18 protein-coding genes are annotated in these 17,535 nt (G+C 45.0%); all 18 read right to left on the bottom strand.

Annotated features, from left to right (window positions below; genetic code table 11):
* Positions 1-11: 11 nt before the first annotated feature.
* The 18 genes from AZI86_RS06025 to AZI86_RS05940 all read right to left on the bottom strand — a co-directional run bounded on the left by AZI86_RS06025 (position 12) and on the right by AZI86_RS05940 (position 17,442).
* On the bottom strand, positions 12-593 hold the full coding sequence (locus AZI86_RS06025; RefSeq protein WP_061834164.1) for a DNA-3-methyladenine glycosylase: 582 nt from the start codon (positions 591-593) through the stop codon (positions 12-14).
* Positions 590-1,288 (bottom strand): peptidoglycan editing factor PgeF, encoded by a 699-nt coding sequence (gene pgeF, locus AZI86_RS06020; RefSeq protein ID WP_061834163.1) that lies wholly within the window; start codon positions 1,286-1,288, stop codon positions 590-592. Before pgeF ends, AZI86_RS06025 begins: the two co-directional genes overlap by 4 nt.
* Positions 1,285-2,295 carry an RluA family pseudouridine synthase gene (locus AZI86_RS06015; protein ID WP_253715784.1) on the bottom strand — a complete coding sequence of 337 codons (1,011 nt, stop codon included), beginning with the start codon at positions 2,293-2,295 and terminating at the stop codon, positions 1,285-1,287. Before AZI86_RS06015 ends, pgeF begins: the two co-directional genes overlap by 4 nt.
* On the bottom strand, positions 2,282-2,914 hold the full coding sequence (locus AZI86_RS06010) for a helix-turn-helix domain-containing protein (protein ID WP_061834162.1): 633 nt from the start codon (positions 2,912-2,914) through the stop codon (positions 2,282-2,284). The genes AZI86_RS06015 and AZI86_RS06010 overlap by 14 nt, the downstream gene beginning before the upstream one ends.
* 7 nt (positions 2,915-2,921) lie before the next feature.
* On the bottom strand, positions 2,922-3,896 hold the full coding sequence (locus tag AZI86_RS06005; protein ID WP_253715782.1) for a P-loop NTPase: 975 nt from the start codon (positions 3,894-3,896) through the stop codon (positions 2,922-2,924).
* A 14-nt stretch (positions 3,897-3,910) separates the two neighbouring features.
* Positions 3,911-4,615 carry a tRNA (adenosine(37)-N6)-threonylcarbamoyltransferase complex dimerization subunit type 1 TsaB gene (gene tsaB / locus AZI86_RS06000; RefSeq protein ID WP_061834161.1) on the bottom strand — a complete coding sequence of 235 codons (705 nt, stop codon included), beginning with the start codon at positions 4,613-4,615 and terminating at the stop codon, positions 3,911-3,913.
* Positions 4,612-6,285 carry an RIP metalloprotease RseP gene (gene rseP, locus AZI86_RS05995; RefSeq protein ID WP_061834160.1) on the bottom strand — a complete coding sequence of 558 codons (1,674 nt, stop codon included), beginning with the start codon at positions 6,283-6,285 and terminating at the stop codon, positions 4,612-4,614. The genes tsaB and rseP overlap by 4 nt, the downstream gene beginning before the upstream one ends.
* A gap of 74 nt (positions 6,286-6,359) precedes the next feature.
* Positions 6,360-7,193 carry a phosphatidate cytidylyltransferase gene (locus tag AZI86_RS05990; protein WP_061834159.1) on the bottom strand — a complete coding sequence of 278 codons (834 nt, stop codon included), beginning with the start codon at positions 7,191-7,193 and terminating at the stop codon, positions 6,360-6,362.
* Entirely contained in the window at positions 7,165-7,896 is a 732-nt protein-coding gene (locus tag AZI86_RS05985) for an isoprenyl transferase (RefSeq protein WP_061834158.1), read from the bottom strand. Before AZI86_RS05985 ends, AZI86_RS05990 begins: the two co-directional genes overlap by 29 nt.
* A gap of 15 nt (positions 7,897-7,911) precedes the next feature.
* Positions 7,912-8,472 carry a ribosome recycling factor gene (gene frr, locus AZI86_RS05980; RefSeq protein WP_061834157.1) on the bottom strand — a complete coding sequence of 187 codons (561 nt, stop codon included), beginning with the start codon at positions 8,470-8,472 and terminating at the stop codon, positions 7,912-7,914.
* 51 nt (positions 8,473-8,523) lie between these two features.
* Entirely contained in the window at positions 8,524-9,237 is a 714-nt protein-coding gene (gene pyrH / locus AZI86_RS05975; RefSeq protein ID WP_061834156.1) for a UMP kinase, read from the bottom strand.
* A 1-nt stretch (position 9,238) separates the two neighbouring features.
* Positions 9,239-10,168 carry a translation elongation factor Ts gene (gene tsf, locus AZI86_RS05970; RefSeq protein WP_061834155.1) on the bottom strand — a complete coding sequence of 310 codons (930 nt, stop codon included), beginning with the start codon at positions 10,166-10,168 and terminating at the stop codon, positions 9,239-9,241.
* A 116-nt stretch (positions 10,169-10,284) separates the two neighbouring features.
* Entirely contained in the window at positions 10,285-11,235 is a 951-nt protein-coding gene (gene rpsB, locus AZI86_RS05965) for a 30S ribosomal protein S2 (RefSeq protein WP_061834154.1), read from the bottom strand.
* A gap of 312 nt (positions 11,236-11,547) precedes the next feature.
* Entirely contained in the window at positions 11,548-12,672 is a 1,125-nt protein-coding gene (locus tag AZI86_RS05960; protein ID WP_061834153.1) for an NAD(P)-binding protein, read from the bottom strand.
* A gap of 106 nt (positions 12,673-12,778) precedes the next feature.
* A complete protein-coding gene (locus tag AZI86_RS05955) occupies positions 12,779-13,615 on the bottom strand; it encodes a CFI-box-CTERM domain-containing protein (RefSeq protein ID WP_061834152.1) in 837 nt (278 codons plus the stop codon).
* 43 nt (positions 13,616-13,658) lie between these two features.
* Complete coding sequence (priA, locus tag AZI86_RS05950; protein WP_061834151.1) at positions 13,659-15,698, bottom strand: replication restart helicase PriA; 2,040 nt, start codon at positions 15,696-15,698, stop codon at positions 13,659-13,661.
* The gene (locus tag AZI86_RS05945) at positions 15,695-16,546 is read right to left on the bottom strand and encodes a hypothetical protein (RefSeq protein ID WP_061834150.1); all 852 of its coding nucleotides are present in this window, start codon (positions 16,544-16,546) and stop codon (positions 15,695-15,697) included. Before AZI86_RS05945 ends, priA begins: the two co-directional genes overlap by 4 nt.
* Before the next feature lie 8 nt (positions 16,547-16,554).
* A complete protein-coding gene (locus tag AZI86_RS05940; protein ID WP_061834149.1) occupies positions 16,555-17,442 on the bottom strand; it encodes a UTP--glucose-1-phosphate uridylyltransferase in 888 nt (295 codons plus the stop codon).
* Positions 17,443-17,535: the final 93 nt, after the last annotated feature.

Here is a 17,535-nt window from a genome sequence, read left to right as displayed (position 1 = left end):
CTTCATTGAGGCTAAGGACGAGATACGAATAAATTATTTTTTAAATGATAACGTAATGGCCAGTTCGCCGCTTCCCCAGCGTAATCCACGCCTATACGGGGTGAAGAAACGATCATACTTTTTTTCACTTCATGTTCATCTTCGCCAATAAACAAATCAGAGTTTTTCTTCCACAGACGAAGACCATCATGGTCCTTAGTAATGCCATAGTATTTACAAAGTTTTCCCGGGCCATTGGTCTTATAGTCTTTCTTCTTCATTAAATGAGGAATGGCCTCGAGGGGCTGAACCCCTCGGATTAGAACAGCTTCAGGAAATTCAGTGGTGCGGGTGACCACATTCAGACAATGGTACATGCCATAAATAAGGTAAACATAGGAATGGCCGCCATCTAAATACATGGATTGGACCCTTGAGGTGTTTTTACCGCCAAAGGTGTGACAGGCAGGATCGTCGACTCCCAGATAGGCTTCGGTTTCAACGATGCGAGCTTTCTGTTCGTGATCACCGATCTTGAGGTGCAAGATTTTTCCCAGCAGGGCTTTGGCGACTGTCTTGGTGTCTTGAAAATAAAATTCTTGAGGCAGGATCATGATGTGCGGCAAATGAAGCTGACTTGGCGGCCGGCTTTTTCCTTGTCACGGCGATATGAATGAAATCGCGAATCTTTTACCGTGTCGATATAAAGGCTGTGTGTGTTTTCCGGTGAAACTCCGGATTGATTTAATTGGGTCAGAACGACTTTGTGCAGATCCAAAAGAACTTTGTCTTTAGAGATATCATCAAAGTATTCATGGCGCTCGTCGGGGCTTAAAGGTCCTAAACTTGAAAGAATCTGATCGCGCACATCAATTCCAATTTCAAAACTGTTTTTTTGGATATGAGGCCCGATAAAAACTTGCAGGTCTTGGGGTGCGCTTGATTGTGCCGACAATTTTTCAATTGTTTTGGGAATAATTTTTGATGCAACCCCGCGCCAGCCTGCATGAATGCCAGCGATAATTTTAGTTTTTGAATCAAATAAAAAAACAGGAACACAGTCGGCGGTGATAACCCCTAAGGCCAGATTTTTTGCTTTAGTCCAATGGGCATCCCCTAGAATTTCATAGTCCGGAGATAAAGGATGAGTTTCTAGAATGGCGTCGCTATGAATTTGTTTAAGACGAGTCAGTTTTAAATCGGGAAAAGCTTTACGCAAATCCGCCGTTTGTGCTTTCATCGCTCCAAACAAAATCGTAATTTCTTCGGTCTTAAGTTCATAGCCCCAAGCTGTTTCGGTCAAATTCACCGCAATCCCCATTTTTTCAATAAAGCTTGAATATCTTCAGGCCAGTCCTGTTGGAAAGACATTCTCTCTTGTGTGCGGGGATGAGTAAACCCCAATTCTGCGGCGTGAAGTAGAAAGCGAGGAAGTTTTTTGACATCTTCTTGGACGGCCTTAGCTTCGATAGAACGAATTTTTTTATCAGCCCCGTACAAAGTGTCGCCGGCAATCGAAAGACCGTTTTCTGACAAATGCACTCGTATTTGGTGGGTCCTTCCGGTTTCTAATTTAAGTTTTAAGTAACTTAAACCACTTTTGCGATTAAGCACTTCATAATGAGTGACGGCCCATTTTCCAATCTCTGGCGGGTGATCTTTATCTTGAAGGGGTTTGCGATCAGGGCCCGGAACAGACGCGTATCTTTTTCTATCAATGGGGTGGCGAGCTAAAAAACTTTTAAAGACGCCGCTGAAATTTCGAGCTGTTCCGATGCAGACAGCAAAATAAACGCGGTGAGTACTGCGCTCTTTAAATTGGGCGGTTAATGCTTCGTGAGTGGAGTCATTTTTTGCAATGACAATGACGCCGCTGGTTTCTTTATCTAGACGATGCACGATGCCCGGACGTTCCTCACCAAATTTCATCGAAAGATCATCGGTATGAGATATCAACGCATTAACTAGAGTATCATGGGCATGCCCGGCTGCCGGATGAACCACAAGACCCGCAGGCTTATTGATGACGATCAAATCTTGATCTTCAAACAAAACATCTAATTTAAGATCATAAGGTTGAAGCTCAGTCGGAGTAGGGGCAGGCATTGCGACCTCCACTCGGTCGCCAGCTTTTAAAGCCAGGGAAGATTTAGCTGACTTGCCATTAACGGTGACTAGTGAAGAGTCAATAAGATGTCCGGCGCGGGATCTTGTTCCGATTTCTTGGCGCAAGGACAAAGCTTTATCCAGGCGAAGACCATGCATATCTTCGCTGGCAGTAAATATCAATTTTTCGGAGGAGTTAGCGTTTTTCAAGACCGTTCTTGAAGTTTTTCATATAGGAATCAGCGACGATTTTATCGTTAAGTCCTAGGGCCTTGGCAATCTGTACAACATATCCACGAACGAAAACAATCGCCGGAAGATTTTCGGGATTCATATTCTCGATAGCAGTTACGTAATAAGAATTTACTTTCGTAATTTCACTCATGCGTTGGGTAGAGATTTGTTTGTATTCGCGAACTTTCTTAAGCCATTCGCCGTTCCAATCTTCACGAGAGGCCATTTCTTTTTCAAAGGCTTCATCTTTCTTGTAAGGTGCGGCTGCGGTTTTTTCAGGCTTAGGTTCGGGAAAAGCTTGTTTGCTTGCTTCGACGATAGAAGCGTAAGTCAGGTCATTCAATGAAGCACGACCACTTAACAAACGTTGATCATAAATATTACGCAGAATTTTATTTCCAAGAACTTGATAGGCTTCTTCGATCACACTTAAAAGCTCGCGGGCTTCGTGTTCAGAGAAAATAGTATAGATCGCCGGATTTTCGCCAGAATAAGTGACACGCGCGCGCTCATAGGCTGTCGTCACCTCATGTTGAGGAGCATTGGCAGCTAATTCCAGGACTTCGTAATAGTTATATCGAGACGTCGCTTGCATCGTAGTTCTATACTACGGCGCGAAGCTCTTCAGGATCAATAAGTTGTTTGCATGTTCCTAAAAATTGTCCCGCAAGAGCCGTGAACGGTTGGGCTTCTAAGACGTGTTCTCTCGCACGCACTGACTGCCACACCGCATTGTCGTATTCGATGGCGCCAGCATAATCAATACTAAGGTCGTAGTACTTATTGCAGACGCTCTTTACCGAATGACCCAAGTCAATGTTGGTTTGGCTGCGAGCCGAGTTCATGATCAAACGAACGGGGCGGCTTGAAAGAGCTTCAAAGAAGTCATAGTTCAAGCCCGTTTGCTCTTTGAGGTACGAGCGGAATGAAAAAGGCTTTTCCAAAGTTCTTTGACGGTGATTTCTTAAAGTGGAAATCATTTGTCCAAAGGCATCCGGAGTCGCATTTTCTTTGAGTGAATGACAAACGAAAGCTTCGATAAAGCGATAAGTTTTTTCTAAGCTTGTCGGTTCTGGAGTAGTAACTAGGAATTTTTCGTCCGCGGCTTTAAAAAGTTCCAAGTGTGCTTCCAAAGCGCCGGCCCCTAAATCGACGATGACATAGTCAGCGCGCAATTTTTTGATTTCCGGCAGAAGAGTATGAATTTGCGAAAACGAGAAATCAGTCGGTGTCCAAGAATCCCAGAAGCCTTGGATATAGGACATGCGTGGCATGTGGGTCGGGATGACAAGTTCTTGAAGAGATTTAACGCCTTCAAAGAAATGGCGAATGTTCATATGTGAAGGATTCAACCCCAACGAAGTATGAATGTTGGCACCGCTTAAATCTAAATCAAGAATTACCACCGAGTGACCTAGCTTAGAAAGTGTAATACCAAGCGAGGAAGACACGAACGTTTTACCAACGCCACCTTTACCAGAGCCGACCACCCACAATTTTGGGACACCTGCAGCGCTTGCTGAGGTTGATTGTTTCTCGATTGAATCTAGATACATTTTGTGAAGATCGCGTTCCATGGTGCAGCCCTTATTTACTTCAGCGGAGAGATTAAAATTCCTTTTTTTGTCTCTTCGGCTTCAGATGCGCGAATATAAAGGGGAATAAACGATTTCCAGTCTAAAGTTAGTCCCTTAAGGCCACGGGCTTCCGCCATCAGACCCAAAGTTTTTGCCAAGGGATGATCGGGCAGATCGGTTTGGCGATGCAATTTTTGACGAAGTTCATCGGGAAAATACTCTTGATAAGCGTCCCAACCATCGCCAACAACGACGCAATCTTCTTGGATATAGTCCTTCAAATTGCGAACGGGAATGGCTTCAGGACCCTTCAAATACGTCGGTTCTTCACCGCTGACGTCAAAGATTCCGATGTACACCATATTCTTGTAAGCATTGATCATGCTTACAACTTTTTTGGACTGAGGCTTGGCTTGAGCCGCCATCAGCATCAGCGAATCAATGGTGACTAAAGGTTTGTTATAGCTGTAAGAAAAAGTTTTTCCGGCATTAGCGGCAACGCGAATTCCCGTAAAACTGCCTGGACCTTGGCCTATGGCAAAAAGATCAATGTCTTCAAGGGTCAATCCGGCTTTGGCTAGACAAAAGTCGACAAACGGATTGATGTTCTCGCTATGAGTTTTTTGTCGCAAAGAAGTTTCTTCTGCGACAACTTTTCCATCAATAATGAGGGCTGCGCCCCCAACAAGCGTACTTGTTTCTAATGCAAGAACCTTCATAAACCAAGAAGTCGGGTGAAATCATTAAACAGAGCAAAAATCATTAAACTCATAAGAATTGCTAAACCCACTTGTTGAGCCATTTCCATTTTGCGTAAGCTTAGCGGGGCTCCTTTGACCATTTCGATGACGTAAAATACTAAGTGTCCGCCGTCAAGAACAGGAATCGGCAAAAGATTTAGAACAAAAAGATTCACGGAAATAATTGCCATCATCTGTAAGAACGGATTAATGCCGATCTTGAAGGTTTCGCTGGCCGCTTGACCGATAGAGATCACGCCACCTACATTTTTTGGAGAGATTTGTCCTTGGAATAAGCGAACAAAGCTCATCACCGTCATGACGGATACTTCCCAAGTTTTTTGCACTCCGCGCACTAACGCTGCACCGATTCCATCGGCATACACGGTCATTGTTTCTGAAGGAGCAATATTAACAATCGGAGCGATACCGATGGTGTAACGTTTTTCTTCCACTCCGGTTGGCAGCATTTGTTTGGTCATCTTAGGGGTGATCTCAAGATCAATATTTTTGCCATCGCGTAAAACCGTGATCTTTGCCGGATTTTTTCCGTCTGAAGTTTTAATGCTATTGATGACGTCTTCCCATTTCGCTAACGGCGCTCCGTTAATTGCTAACAAGCGGTCCCCGGCAAGCAACCCCGCAGCCTGTGCCGGAGAATCGTCCATCACTTTGCTTAGGTAAAGCTCGGAACTTTCTAGGCCCAAGTTTTTAAGTGAATAACTTGGAATGCTAGATAAAGCCGCCATAGTCACTGTCATCGGTTTATTCGAGGGCTCGTTTTCGCGCTTGCCCATAACCTCAAGGCTGAGAGGTTCTTTGGCGTTTTGAGCGGCAAGAACGGCATCAAGTTGACGCCAGAAAGTGACTTTCTGTCCGTTGATCGAGGTGATAGTGTCACCAGTTTTCATTCCTAAAGCCTTTAACGGCGAAGAATCCAGGACACCTATAGTCGTTCCCAACGAATACGGATTCAGACCTTCAATATTAGCAACGTAATCATAACTGCTTAAGGGATTTTGACTTGGTTCGGCTTTAGCCGTCATAGAAACTTTGGAAGTTTCTGTGCCATTTTCCCTTTGCACTTGAACGTCCAAGAGGAGGTCTTGTTTTTCTTTTAACGAAAGGCTGCGTTGAATATCTTCCCACGTATTGATGGGCTTTTGATTGATCGAAATGATTTTATCGCCCGATCGGAAACCCGCCACGTAAGCCGGACTTGCCGCGGTAACATCGCCTACTACCGGAGTTTTTGCTTCTTCGCCCATAAGTGCGATAGCAAAAAAAACTAAAACCGCAAAAAAGAAATTCATCAACGGGCCGGCCAATACGATGGCAATACGTTGATAAACGTTTTTGTGAGTGAAGGAAACCTTACGGTCTTCTTCCGCGATTTGATCCGCATTCTGATCACCAAACATTTTAACGTAACCACCCAAAGGGATCATAGAGATCGCATAGGTCGTATCGCCTTTTTTGTATTTGAAGATCTTTTTGCCGAAGCCAAGACTGAAGACTTCGACCCGAACTCCGCACCAACGAGCGACCAAAAAGTGTCCAAGCTCGTGCACGAAAATAAGAATTCCTAAAAGTATGATAAACGGAATAATTGCCGATAAACCAGAATGTAGAATTGAGAAAATGTCCATTCGACTATTCTAGATGGCGGGGTCACTGGGGGCCAGAAAATTTAGGCCTAAAATAGAGTGCCTCGACCAAGCGCTTACGACAAAAGATGAGACAGGGTCAAAATACCTGCTAAAATCACGGGACTAGCGAATAAAACGCCATCGATTCGATCTAAGACGCCGCCGTGACCGGGCATTATTTTTCCGGAATCTTTCACATCGGCGACTCGTTTTAAGAGAGATTCAAAGAAATCTCCGAATTGGCCCACAAAACCCGCAATAGCTGAAAGGACTAACAGGGGTATGAGGCCCATTTCTGGGAACGCAAAAATCCAGCAAAAAAGTCCCGCCACCACAGATCCGATAATTCCACCAATAGAACCTTCCCAGGTTTTTTTAGGGGAAACGGCAGGCATGACTTTGTGTTTCCCCATGAGCATTCCAAAAACATACGCCATGGTATCGCCCGCAAAAACGACGGCTAGTAAAAACACAAACCAAGAAATGCCCGAAGACTGCTCTAAAATTTTATATGAAAACGCAGGCAGCAAACCCATGTAAAGTAATCCCAAAGAGGCTTTGCCGTGTTCTTCCATCATGTGGGCAAGTTCGCCCGCGCGGTTTTGGGTTAGCAAAACAAAGATCACAAATAAGATCAGAGCCAAAGAATATGCTAAAGCACCAAAGGCCAGCGAGTTGATGGTGGCGTAAAAGACGACCACGCACAGAATGTAAAACAAAGCTTTTAGAAGCCAAGATTTTTCGTTGCCGAAAAGGATGCCGACCAGTTCCCAAGAGCCAATGGCGACCGCAAGCCACACGGAAATTTTTAAACCTTCAACATTAAGATAAACATAAAGGCCGATTAACACGCTTAAAGCGATAATTGCGGTGATGGCTCTAGTTAGAAAGCTTTTCCACTTTGTCATTCGTAAGAACTCTGCCGTAACGGCGTTGACGTGAAGCGAACACTTGCAGCGCCTGATCTAAATCGTGTTCGGTAAAATTAGGCCACAAGACATCCGTAAAGTAAAACTCTGAGTAAGCGGCTTGCCACAATAGGAAGTTGGAAAGTCTTTGTTCGCCACTTGTGCGAATAATCAAGTCTGGGTCCGGAGTAGGATAAGTACTAAGGGCAGAGTTGATAATAGATTCATCGATATCCTGAACGGCAAGTTCTCCACGAGCTACACGCTGAGCAATTTCACGCACAGAGTCCGTGATTTCCTGTCTTGAACCATAGCTTAAAGCAAATACCAAATTAAGACCCGTGCAATGAGCCGTGGCTTCCATCGATTTCGCAATAGCTTCTCGAACATCGGTAGGGATGCGAGTGATATCGCCGATGATAGAAAAACGAATATTTTCTTTGATAAGGTTATCGGTTTCACGACGCAAATAACGACGCAAAATCGTCATTAGTAAACTGACTTCCTCCTGAGGACGAAACCAGTTTTCTGTACTGAAAGCATAAAGAGTCAGATTTTTGATCCCTCGGCGAGAACAATCCGTGATGATCTTTTTAGCGACGCGAGTTCCCTTGATGTGCCCAAACGTGCGCGGACGGCGCTTAAGCTGAGCCCAGCGTCCGTTCCCGTCCATAATAATGGCAATATGTTTTGGCAGCGACATCTTTAAAAGAAAACCTTAGATAGTAAGGATTGATTTTTCTTTTTCTTCGGCGACCTGATCTACTTTTTTAATGAAGTCGTCGGTTGCTTTTTGAATGTCCGTTTCGGCTTTTTTGCCTTCGTCTTCGCTAATCGCTTTGTCTTTTTGAAGTTTTTTAACCTCATCGTTTGCATCACGACGAGCCATACGAACAGCTACGCGCGCTTCTTCGGCGATTTTTTTAACTTGTTTTGCAAGGTCTTTACGACGCTCTTCAGTTAAATCGGGAACTTTCAAGCGAATCACTTTTCCGTCGTTCATTGGGGCCATACCCAATTCAGATTTGATGATGGCCTGTTCAATATCTTTAAGAATTGAAACTTCCCAAGGAGCGATCAAGAAAGATTTTGCATCAGGGGTAGAGATTGAAGCTACCTGAGAAAGTGGAGAAGGGGTGCCGTAATAGTTTACGCGGATATTATCCAGCATAGATACTTGAGCGCGACCAGTGCGGATTTTTTTTAGCTCTTCACCTAAAGCGGCAAGAGATTTGTCCATTTTTGCTTGAGCGTTCTTTTTTACGTCTGCAATTGCCATTGTCGTCTCCTTCAAATTGCCTGTCCGCCAAAGCCTTGGCGTCGGCGGATGCTAGTGAACTAAGGTACCGATGTTTTCACCCTGCACGGCTTTTAGAATATTGCCCGGCTGAGTTAGGTCAAAAGAAATAATAGGAAGCTTATTATCCATACACATGCTGATCGCCGTCGAGTCCATGACCTGAAGGCCGCGGTTTAAAACGTCGATGTAACTAATTTTATCGAACTTTTTAGCATCTGAATGTTTCGCAGGATCTTTATCGTAGATACCATCTACTTTCGTGGCCTTCATAACTACTTCGGCGTTGATTTCCATGGCGCGAAGAGAAGCCGCGGTGTCGGTCGTAAAGAATGGATTTCCGGTTCCTGCACCGAAAATAACCAGACGACCTTTTTCTAAATGACGGATAGCTCTGCGACGGATGTAAGGCTCTGCGATTTCGGCCATTTCAATCGCGGTTTGCACGCGAGTCGGAACGCCGGCTTTTTCTAGAGCATCTTGAAGAGCTAGGGAGTTGATACAAGTAGCCAACATACCCATGTAGTCGGCACTGGCGCGATCCATGCCTTCAGCAGAAGCGGCAACACCACGATAGATGTTCCCGCCGCCGATGACTAAACCAATTTGAACGCCTGTTTTGTGCGCCTCTGCTACGTCTTGCGCGATTTGTTTGATCGTCGCGGTATTGATTCCAGTCCCTTGCTTTCCAGCAAGAGCCTCACCACTTAATTTGAGCAAAATGCGTTTATAAACAGGCTCTTTCAAACTAGTGTCCTTTCATTTGCGCTGCAACTTCAGCGGCAAAGTCATTGGATTTTTTCTCGATGCCAGCACCAAGTTCGAAACGAACGAAACGTTTGATTGTAACGTCAGCGCCGATTTTTTTGCCAGTTTCTTTAGCTAAGTCAGACACTTTCATGTCTGGGTTTTTAACGAAAGCTTGGTCAAGTAAGCAGTTTTCAGCCAAGAACTTACGGATTTGGCCTTCAACGATTTTATCAACCATTTCAGCTTTTTTACCTGATTCAAGGTTTTTTGCTTTCAAGATTTCTTTTTCTTTAGCAACAACGTCCGCTGGGATTTGCTCAGAAGAGATCGCCATTGGGTTCATGGCAGCAATGTGAAGAGCTACGTCTTGAGCGAAAGTTTTCAATTCTGGGTTACCCGCAGCAGCTGGAGTGCTCGCCGCCACTTCGATCATCACGCCGATTTTACCTTCACCGTGGATATAAGTGTGAACGATTGAATTCGCTGAAGCCGAGTATTTTTCAAAGCGACGGATAACGATGTTTTCACCGATAGTTGCGATAGATTCTTTTAACATGTCGCCAACTTTTTTAGTTGGGTTTTTGTGGAAAGCTTGTTCCAAGATATCGCCGACGGCGTTAACGGCATTCAATACGTGGTGAGCCATATCAGCAACGAAGTTTTTGAAACCGTCATTACGTGCAACGAAATCTGTCTCAGAGTTGATTTCAAGGATAACAGCGTTGTTACCAACAACTTGAGCAAATACAGTTCCTTCAGCCGCGATACGATCTGCTTTTTTCGCTGCAGAAGACAAACCTTTTACGCGCAACCATTCAACAGCTGCATCAAAATCACCAGAAGTAGCTTCAAGTGCTTTTTTGCAATCCATCATGCCGGCGCTAGTTTTTTCGCGAAGTTCTTTAACAAGAGTAGGGGAAATAGACATAAGGAAGACTCCTTTTATTAATTAAAATCAAATTCAATCCGCCTACGCCAAGGCTACGGCGGGACAAGGGACTTAAAACAAAGGGTGGTCATGCCACCCTTTGTTCAACAAAGAGACTATTCTGCGTCGTCTTTATTTTCTGGCTGTTCCAACTCAGCGGCGATTTCAACTTCTTCAGCAGTTCCTGCTGCAACAAGTTTAGGACGAGCTTTCGTTGTTTTAATAACTGCAGGGCCAGCAGATTTTTTAGGAGCATCTTTTGCGCCCGCAGCTGCAGGTTTACCACCTGGTCCACGACGTTTAGGAGCTTCTTCACGGCCTTCTTCTTTAGCTTCTTTAGCAACGTCAGAACCTTTATCAGTTTGAGTGCGAAGTTTAGTTTCCCACTCTTTGGCACCTTCAAGGTAAGCTTCAGCAACTAGGTTAGAGAACAATTTGATTGAACGGATCGCATCGTCATTCCCTGGGATTGCATATTCAACAGACTCTGGATCAGAGTTTGTATCGGCGATAGCAACAACTGGGATGCCCAAGCGTTTTGCTTCAGCAACGGCAATGTGTTCTTTTGGCAAATCTACCACGAACATTGCAGATGGCATTTCCTTCATGTCACGGATACCAGATAAGAAATCAGTCAAACGAGTGTACTCTTTATCAAGTTTCGCGCGCTCTTTTTTAGTTAGGTAATTGAATTCGCCTTTTTCTTTCATGGCGTCGATTTTGCGAAGACGATCGATAGAAGATTTGATCGTTTCAAAATTCGTCATCATGCCGCCCAACCAACGCTTAGTAACAAAATACTGACCGCATTTTGCTGCCGCTTCTTGGATAGGTTCGATAGCTTGTTTTTTCGTTCCTACGAAAATCAAGCGTCCGCCGTTAGCAGCAACTTCTTTTACGAAATCAGCAGCTTTATTAGCGCGTACAACAGTCTTTTGAAGGTCAATAATATGAATGCCTCCGCGAGCTGTGTAAACGTAAGGTTTCATTTTTGGATTCCAACGCTGTGTTTGATGTCCGAAGTGGACTCCAGCGTCTAGCATTTCTTTCATGGTCACTTGTGCCATGGTGGTACTTCCTTTCTGGTTAAACGTCCTCGTCGGTAGAGCCAGCTTTATTTTTTTCGCCGGAAGACCCTCTTTTTCAGTACTTTGAGGGACCAGTAAATGCCTACGAGTGCTTTATTGTTGGACTGTTGGGATATCACAGTGAGCCATGACGAGCAAGCAACTTCCCCATGAATCTTGGGAAAAATCTTGATGCTCAAAAGGTGTTTGGATAAAGGAATTATAATGCGCCGCGGCCACGCCGGTATTTCCTCGGCAATTCAGTGACTTAGCAATTTCAAAGTCACTGAAATCCGAGGAGATGAGTGCGGCTTAAACCGAGGCCTCTGAGTAAGAATCCTCGCTGACTTGTAGGCTAAAGCCCAAAGAGGCGATCACCATTTCCGCTTGAAGCAAGGCTCCAACCAGGTTTCGTTGTTCGTGAACCGTCGCTGAACCGATCCACAGATTTTCTAAGCCAGGCAAAGTCATATTTGCACTTAACTTGATATCACCATTGCCGGCAATAATCGGAGTTACGAAAATTCTTTCCTGTTTCAAATTATCCAGAGCTTCCGGATAAGCTCGTTTCACCTGACGTTTGATTTTTTTCAAAGCGGTCCCCACGACTTCGCTGTCTTCAGTGACTTCGTGTTCGATGAAGGTCATCCATTGGGACGTTTGAATGCGCGCACCACCTTCGATTTCTACAGAAGGCAAGAAGCGACCCACGCAAGGTCCGATTTCATCTTGAGTCGTGCCATTAAGGACATGCATTGCGGTAGATGTCGTCACCTCTTTATCGTGACAAAGATCTAAGCAAAGGCCTGTCCAATAAGTATTTTTTGATAATTTGGAACGAGCGCGAGTCGAGATCGCATCTTCGGGTAAAAGAATTGCAAGATCTTTTACCGAACCCGTGAAAATGAAATTGTGGGCGTGAATAGTTTTAGAGCCATTGACGATCACGTGACTTACGCGCTCGCCTTCTTGGTGGAATTTGGTGACGTAAGAGCGCGGCATGAAGTCGCCTTTAAAAAGCTCCATGAGTCCTTGAGTCCACTCATAGGGTTCAGAGCTTAATTCTTGGCGTTTAGCCGAAGTAAAGTAAGCAAGTTCCTCATAAAATGGGGGAGGATTGTCGCCAAAACCTAAGAAAGTTTTAAATCCGCCACTTTCATAAGTGATTGGCGCTTCTTCGGAAACATCCGCAACGACAGATTTTCCTAAAACACTTTCTAAAAAACGCATGGCTTTTTCTGCTAAAACAGAATCGGGAACTAAACGGATCCCGTTATTAAGGGGACCGGTAGGGAAGTTGACTTTCTTATTTACTCCATACGGAACATCGGCGGCTTCAATCAGCGCGATGTTTTCTGTTTCGCGACTTAATGCTGCTGCGATGCTAAGACCTGTTAAACCACTACCAATAATTGCGTAATCGTATATGTGAGCCATTCTAATCCAGTTCCGCGGGCCCAGCCCGCCACACATCTTGCGGTGTAACCCGCCAGAATACCTTCACCAGAAAAGGCGGCCTTTGCAAGCCTCAAACGTGCAAAACTTAGCTAACGCATTTAATCATAAAGCGGAGAAACGCTCTGACCGCGGGTTTGAGCCACGTGTGCTTGTCCAATAGGCAAGCAACTCGAGGAGAAATTCGATAATAGACCGCAATAAATCGGCGACCTGCTTTAGAGTTACGCAAAGTGAAATCACGGAACTCGCGCAAACTTAAAACTTCGGGACTTTGAGGATTCGCAAATGCCGAGGTCGCGATAAAGCAACGAGGACGTTCTTTGTCGGAAAGTTTCAAAAACTGTTTTACGATCTGCGGATTCTTTGCGCTTTTTTGGAACGACTCTGCTTTGCGAATAATGTCAGGATAAATCGGCGTGAACTGAATAAACAACGCCAGTTGTTTTGCCGCATTCGCCATGCGATCGCCGTATTTTTCGTGAGTATCATAGATACGCAATAAATCCCAATAAACTGAAGCCACCACCGTTAACTCAGTTGTTCGTGCCGTGTCTTTAAAGGCTTCGGGTTTTAAGCGCTCCCCTTTTTTGACATCAAAAACGATATCCAAAATTTTAAGATATTTTTCATAGTTCACGGCGGCATCGGCGTATAACTTTTGCGACATACATAAGCGAGCTTTTTTTACTAAGAGCACGCGACTTTTCCATAGCTGTTGACGATGCTGTTCTTTGGCGCGTTCCTGTTGCATCAATACGCCACCACTGGTGGCAGCAAGTGTGCGACGTAGATCGGAAATGCAACCCGCACAAACTTGCGGCGGCAAGTTTGCTTCTCCCGCCGCTTGCAGCTTGGCGATAAGATCCGGTTCTACCGGATGAAGTTCAGTGACTTGGATGCCACATCGGGGACATTGGATCATGTATGCATTACCTCAGCTCTTCATGGTAAAGGAAGAGGGGGAATTAAAGCAAACTCATTGGATCAATATCAATTAAAATTCTCACGCCTGAAGGAACCCAGTCTTGATTTCCGAGGAGTTGTCTTGAAAAAGGATTTGCGACGGAAACTTGGGTTGTTTTTAACAAAAGATGATAACGGAACTGGCCTCTCAGTTTTGCGAGGGGGGCTTCTGCCGGTCCCAGAATCTCTACCGAGCTGTAGGCAGGAAATTGCTGTTTTAAAGCTTGAGCGCGTCTCGCCAAAAGGCTTGCTGTTTCCTCAACATTTCTGAGTTGAGTTCCTTGGATTCTAAAGCTTACCAAGCGTCCCACGGGGGGATAATGGAGCTGTCCTCGGATGTCGAGCTCTTGATTCGCAAAGCCTACGAAGTCGTGGTTTTTAGCGAAAGTGATGCTTTCATGTTCGGTGTTGTAAGTCTGGATAATGACTTTGCCGGGGCTTTCGCCCTCCTTAACATGGCGACCACTGCGCCCGCTCATCTGGGTGATTAACTGAAAACTTCGTTCGGTGGCGCGGAAATCGGGTAGATTAAATCCCACATCCGCTAATACCAATCCGACGAGTTTTAGTTTTGGAAAATCTAAGCCCTTGGCAATCATTTGTGTTCCGACAAGGATGTCTATCGAACCATTTTCCATGTCTGCAATCAGATCTTCAAGGTCCGCACGGCTTTGAATTTCATCGCGGTCCGCGCGCGCAATTCTTTTTTCGGGAAAAAGGCGCGCTAAATCTCTTTCAATTAACTCTGTGCCTAAGCCGACAGCTTCAATCGTGCCTTCTTTGCAGTCGGGGCATTTGGTTTTAAAATTTTCATGATAATCACAGTAATGGCAAACCAAGTGTGAATGTCCATGCAAGGTCAAAGAAATGTCACAGTTCGGGCATTCGGTCGTATGACCGCAAGAGGGACACACCACCATTTGTGCGACCCCGCGACGATTTAAAAACAAGGCTGCTTGATCGCCTTTATCTAACACTTCAACCATACGCTCATACAGATCAGGACTTAACCAAAATGGCAGATGAGAATATTTTTCGATGATTTTCTTTTTCTCATCATCGTCAGACTTCAACTTTCGCAAATCGATCACTTCGATCTCTGGAAGCGATCGATTGGCGACGCGGGATTTTAAGGTGTGCAGATGATATTTGCCTTCTTTGGCATTTTTCCAAGTTTCTAAGCTTGGCGTTGCCGAACCCAGAACGACCGGGCAATTCATCATCTTACCCATGACAACGGCGGCGTCGCGCCCGTTGTATTTTAATTTTTCGTCCTGCTTAAAGCTGGGCTCATGCTCTTCGTCGACGATAATGATTCCTAAATCGGGAACCGGGCAAAATAGCGCGGACCTTGCGCCGATCAGAATAGATTTTTTACCTTCAACTACATCCCACCACTGATTGGTTCTTTCTCGATCAGTAAGCTGCGAATGCAGGGCTGCAATTTTATCGCCAAAGCGACGAGCAAAGCGTTGAATCAACTGGGGGGTGAGCGAGATTTCCGGCACTAAAACCAATCCCCGCTGACCACGTTTTAAAACTTCATCTAAAAGACGAAGATAAACTTCCGTTTTTCCTGAGCCGGTGACCCCAAAAAGTAAATGCGTGGAAAAGTCTTGATGACGATTGATATCTTCAAAACTCTGCTTTTGTTCTGGCGTTAAATCTAAAGCCGAATCACTTTCAAGTTGGGGAATTACGGGAGCTCGTTTGGAAGCTCGAGTTTTCTCCGTTTTCTTTAGCGGAGGATAGGCGGAAGCTGCGACCTGACCGATGGGATGCAGATAATATTGCGCCAACCACTCCAGCCACTTCATAAAGGGTTCAGGCAATACGGGATATTCCGGATCGATGTCGATGACATTCTTAATTTCAAATTCGGGAACTTCGTTGGTGGGTCCTAAGACCAATCCTTTGACCGTGCGTTTTCCCAATGGAACATCCACCAAAAGGCCACGCTGCAAAGGAAGAGAAGAGCTGTAAGTCAGCGCTTCAGGAAGGGGCGCATCGACGGCGACCCTCCACAGAGAGCTAGAACTCATCGAAACCTCGAGTAAAACTCCGTCACGACGTCTTTAGCAGGCAACGCACGAATGCCTTCCCAGTTGGAAGTTTTATCAAGTGAAGCCGGCTGTAATAAGTTAGCGACCGTTGCGGGGCGAGCGGACACACTGAGAGTCCGAATGGTCACGGTCTGATTTCCCCAGCGAATAGTACGAGATTTAGGGAAAGAAAGTCCCTTCGCAAATTGATTGTAGTTATTGGCACTCATTTCAACCTGAGTCGGCAGTCTTAGCTTTCTAAGTAAAAATTGATCTTGTTCGATCCACAGTCCCGGGTAATTCACATCTTTTTCCACCGGCGTGGCAATTCCTAAAGCATAATTAACCGTGCCGCCCGTGCGGGAATAGCGAACCCAGCTTTCTGGTTCATGTTTAAAATCGGTTCCGGATCGTGCTAAAGGTCTTTTTTGATAACCATTGGCTGGAATGATTTTTAACTGCGCTAAGTTATTAGCGAACACTTCAGGGTTGCGGAAGTGAAGATATTTTTCTAAAAAATCATCAGGGATTTTTTCGCCCTTGCGCGAGCCACCGTTAAGACTGAATTTTTGACCGGCAGAATATACAAACTGCAATACAAAAGCGTTCTGTAAATCTTTACCGCCCGTGACGGTCAAACGCATCGAGCGTTCGTTTTCGATCAGCCAAGTTTCTTTTAAAGTCAGCGTATCATCACCATTGGCAAACTGAACTTCTTGTTCAATGGCGTAAATACCAGATCCTGCATTTTCAGAAGTTTTTTGCAAAATGGTGCGAGTCGGAATGATGTAGGCTTGCGAAAAAACCGGAAATAAAAACAAGCTCAGTACAATCCATGTGGTTTTCATAAACACTCCTATTTCCAACTTTGCGCCAGTTCAGAAATATAACTTTTTAGCTCTTGCCCAAACTCAGGGTTTTGCAAAGCAAGCTCGATATTAGCTTGAAGATACCCTAGTTTGTCCCCGGCGTCATAGCGCTTTGCTGTAAATGTCATCGCATTCAGACCTTTTGACTGACATAAAACCTTCATGCTGTCTGTTAATTGGATTTCGCCATTCAAACCAGCAGTTGCGGTCTGCAAAATGTCCATAATGGCATTGTCAAAAGCATAACGACCAGGCAAAGCCCAGCGGCTGGAAGTCTCGCTCGGTTTCGGTTTTTCAATCAAAGAGTTTACTTTGAAATAAGGAGCACCTGATTTTTCTTCAACTTCGGCAATACCGTATTTCGAAACATCTTTTTCAGAAACCTTCATCACCGAAATCGTGGAGGTGTTGGTTTCTTCAAAAGAACTCACCAATTGCGCGGTGACGTTCGGCTCACCGTGAAAACCCATGGTGATTTCATCACCTAAAAGAACCGCAAAAGGATCTTTGCCAATGATCGGCAATCCGCAAAGAACCGCATGGCCTAAGCCCAAGGCGTGTTTTTGACGAATGCTGATGATATTGGCGCGGTCGCGCACGCGAGTTACACGCTCTAAAAGTTTTTCTTTGCCGTCTTTAGCAAGTTTGTCTTCTAGCTCATACGAAGTATCAAAAAAATCTTCGATCGCATGCTTGCCGCGACCGGCAACCAGGACGATATCTTCAATGCCGGCGGCCACGGCTTCTTCAATGACATATAGAATAATGGGGGCGTCGACAATAGTGAGCATCTCTTTGGGAACCGTTTTGGTTGCCGGAAGAAATCTCGTACCTAAACCTGCTGCTGGAATAATGGCTTTGCGAATCTTAGACATGTTTAATTGATCTCAAACGTTTCATTCTAATACAAGCGCTGACTTCCTGTGGTGCGGACGTCTTATTGTGAGAATGCTTGGGGAATTCTGTCT

The sequence above is a fragment of the Bdellovibrio bacteriovorus genome (assembly GCF_001592735.1).
In the GTDB taxonomy this organism is placed as follows: domain Bacteria; phylum Bdellovibrionota; class Bdellovibrionia; order Bdellovibrionales; family Bdellovibrionaceae; genus Bdellovibrio; species Bdellovibrio bacteriovorus_D.
The sequence above is the reverse complement of the archived record's forward strand: the minus strand, read 5'-3'. Positions and strand labels throughout refer to the sequence as shown.

What these genes read in the sequence shown, in the direction of transcription:
- AZI86_RS06025 (WP_061834164.1), bottom strand. Translation starts at nt 593, where the DNA reads ATGATCCTGCCTCAAGAATTTTATTTTCAAGACACCAAGACAGTCGCC.
- AZI86_RS06010 (WP_061834162.1), bottom strand. Translation starts at nt 2,914, where the DNA reads ATGCAAGCGACGTCTCGATATAACTATTACGAAGTCCTGGAATTAGCT.
- AZI86_RS06005 (WP_253715782.1), bottom strand. Translation starts at nt 3,896, where the DNA reads ATGGAACGCGATCTTCACAAAATGTATCTAGATTCAATCGAGAAACAA.
- tsaB (WP_061834161.1), bottom strand. Translation starts at nt 4,615, where the DNA reads ATGAAGGTTCTTGCATTAGAAACAAGTACGCTTGTTGGGGGCGCAGCC.
- rseP (WP_061834160.1), bottom strand. Translation starts at nt 6,285, where the DNA reads ATGGACATTTTCTCAATTCTACATTCTGGTTTATCGGCAATTATTCCG.
- AZI86_RS05990 (WP_061834159.1), bottom strand. Translation starts at nt 7,193, where the DNA reads ATGACAAAGTGGAAAAGCTTTCTAACTAGAGCCATCACCGCAATTATC.
- AZI86_RS05985 (WP_061834158.1), bottom strand. Translation starts at nt 7,896, where the DNA reads ATGTCGCTGCCAAAACATATTGCCATTATTATGGACGGGAACGGACGC.
- frr (WP_061834157.1), bottom strand. Translation starts at nt 8,472, where the DNA reads ATGGCAATTGCAGACGTAAAAAAGAACGCTCAAGCAAAAATGGACAAA.
- tsf (WP_061834155.1), bottom strand. Translation starts at nt 10,168, where the DNA reads ATGTCTATTTCCCCTACTCTTGTTAAAGAACTTCGCGAAAAAACTAGC.
- rpsB (WP_061834154.1), bottom strand. Translation starts at nt 11,235, where the DNA reads ATGGCACAAGTGACCATGAAAGAAATGCTAGACGCTGGAGTCCACTTC.
- AZI86_RS05960 (WP_061834153.1), bottom strand. Translation starts at nt 12,672, where the DNA reads ATGGCTCACATATACGATTACGCAATTATTGGTAGTGGTTTAACAGGT.
- AZI86_RS05955 (WP_061834152.1), bottom strand. Translation starts at nt 13,615, where the DNA reads ATGATCCAATGTCCCCGATGTGGCATCCAAGTCACTGAACTTCATCCG.
- priA (WP_061834151.1), bottom strand. Translation starts at nt 15,698, where the DNA reads ATGAGTTCTAGCTCTCTGTGGAGGGTCGCCGTCGATGCGCCCCTTCCT.
- AZI86_RS05945 (WP_061834150.1), bottom strand. Translation starts at nt 16,546, where the DNA reads ATGAAAACCACATGGATTGTACTGAGCTTGTTTTTATTTCCGGTTTTT.
- AZI86_RS05940 (WP_061834149.1), bottom strand. Translation starts at nt 17,442, where the DNA reads ATGTCTAAGATTCGCAAAGCCATTATTCCAGCAGCAGGTTTAGGTACG.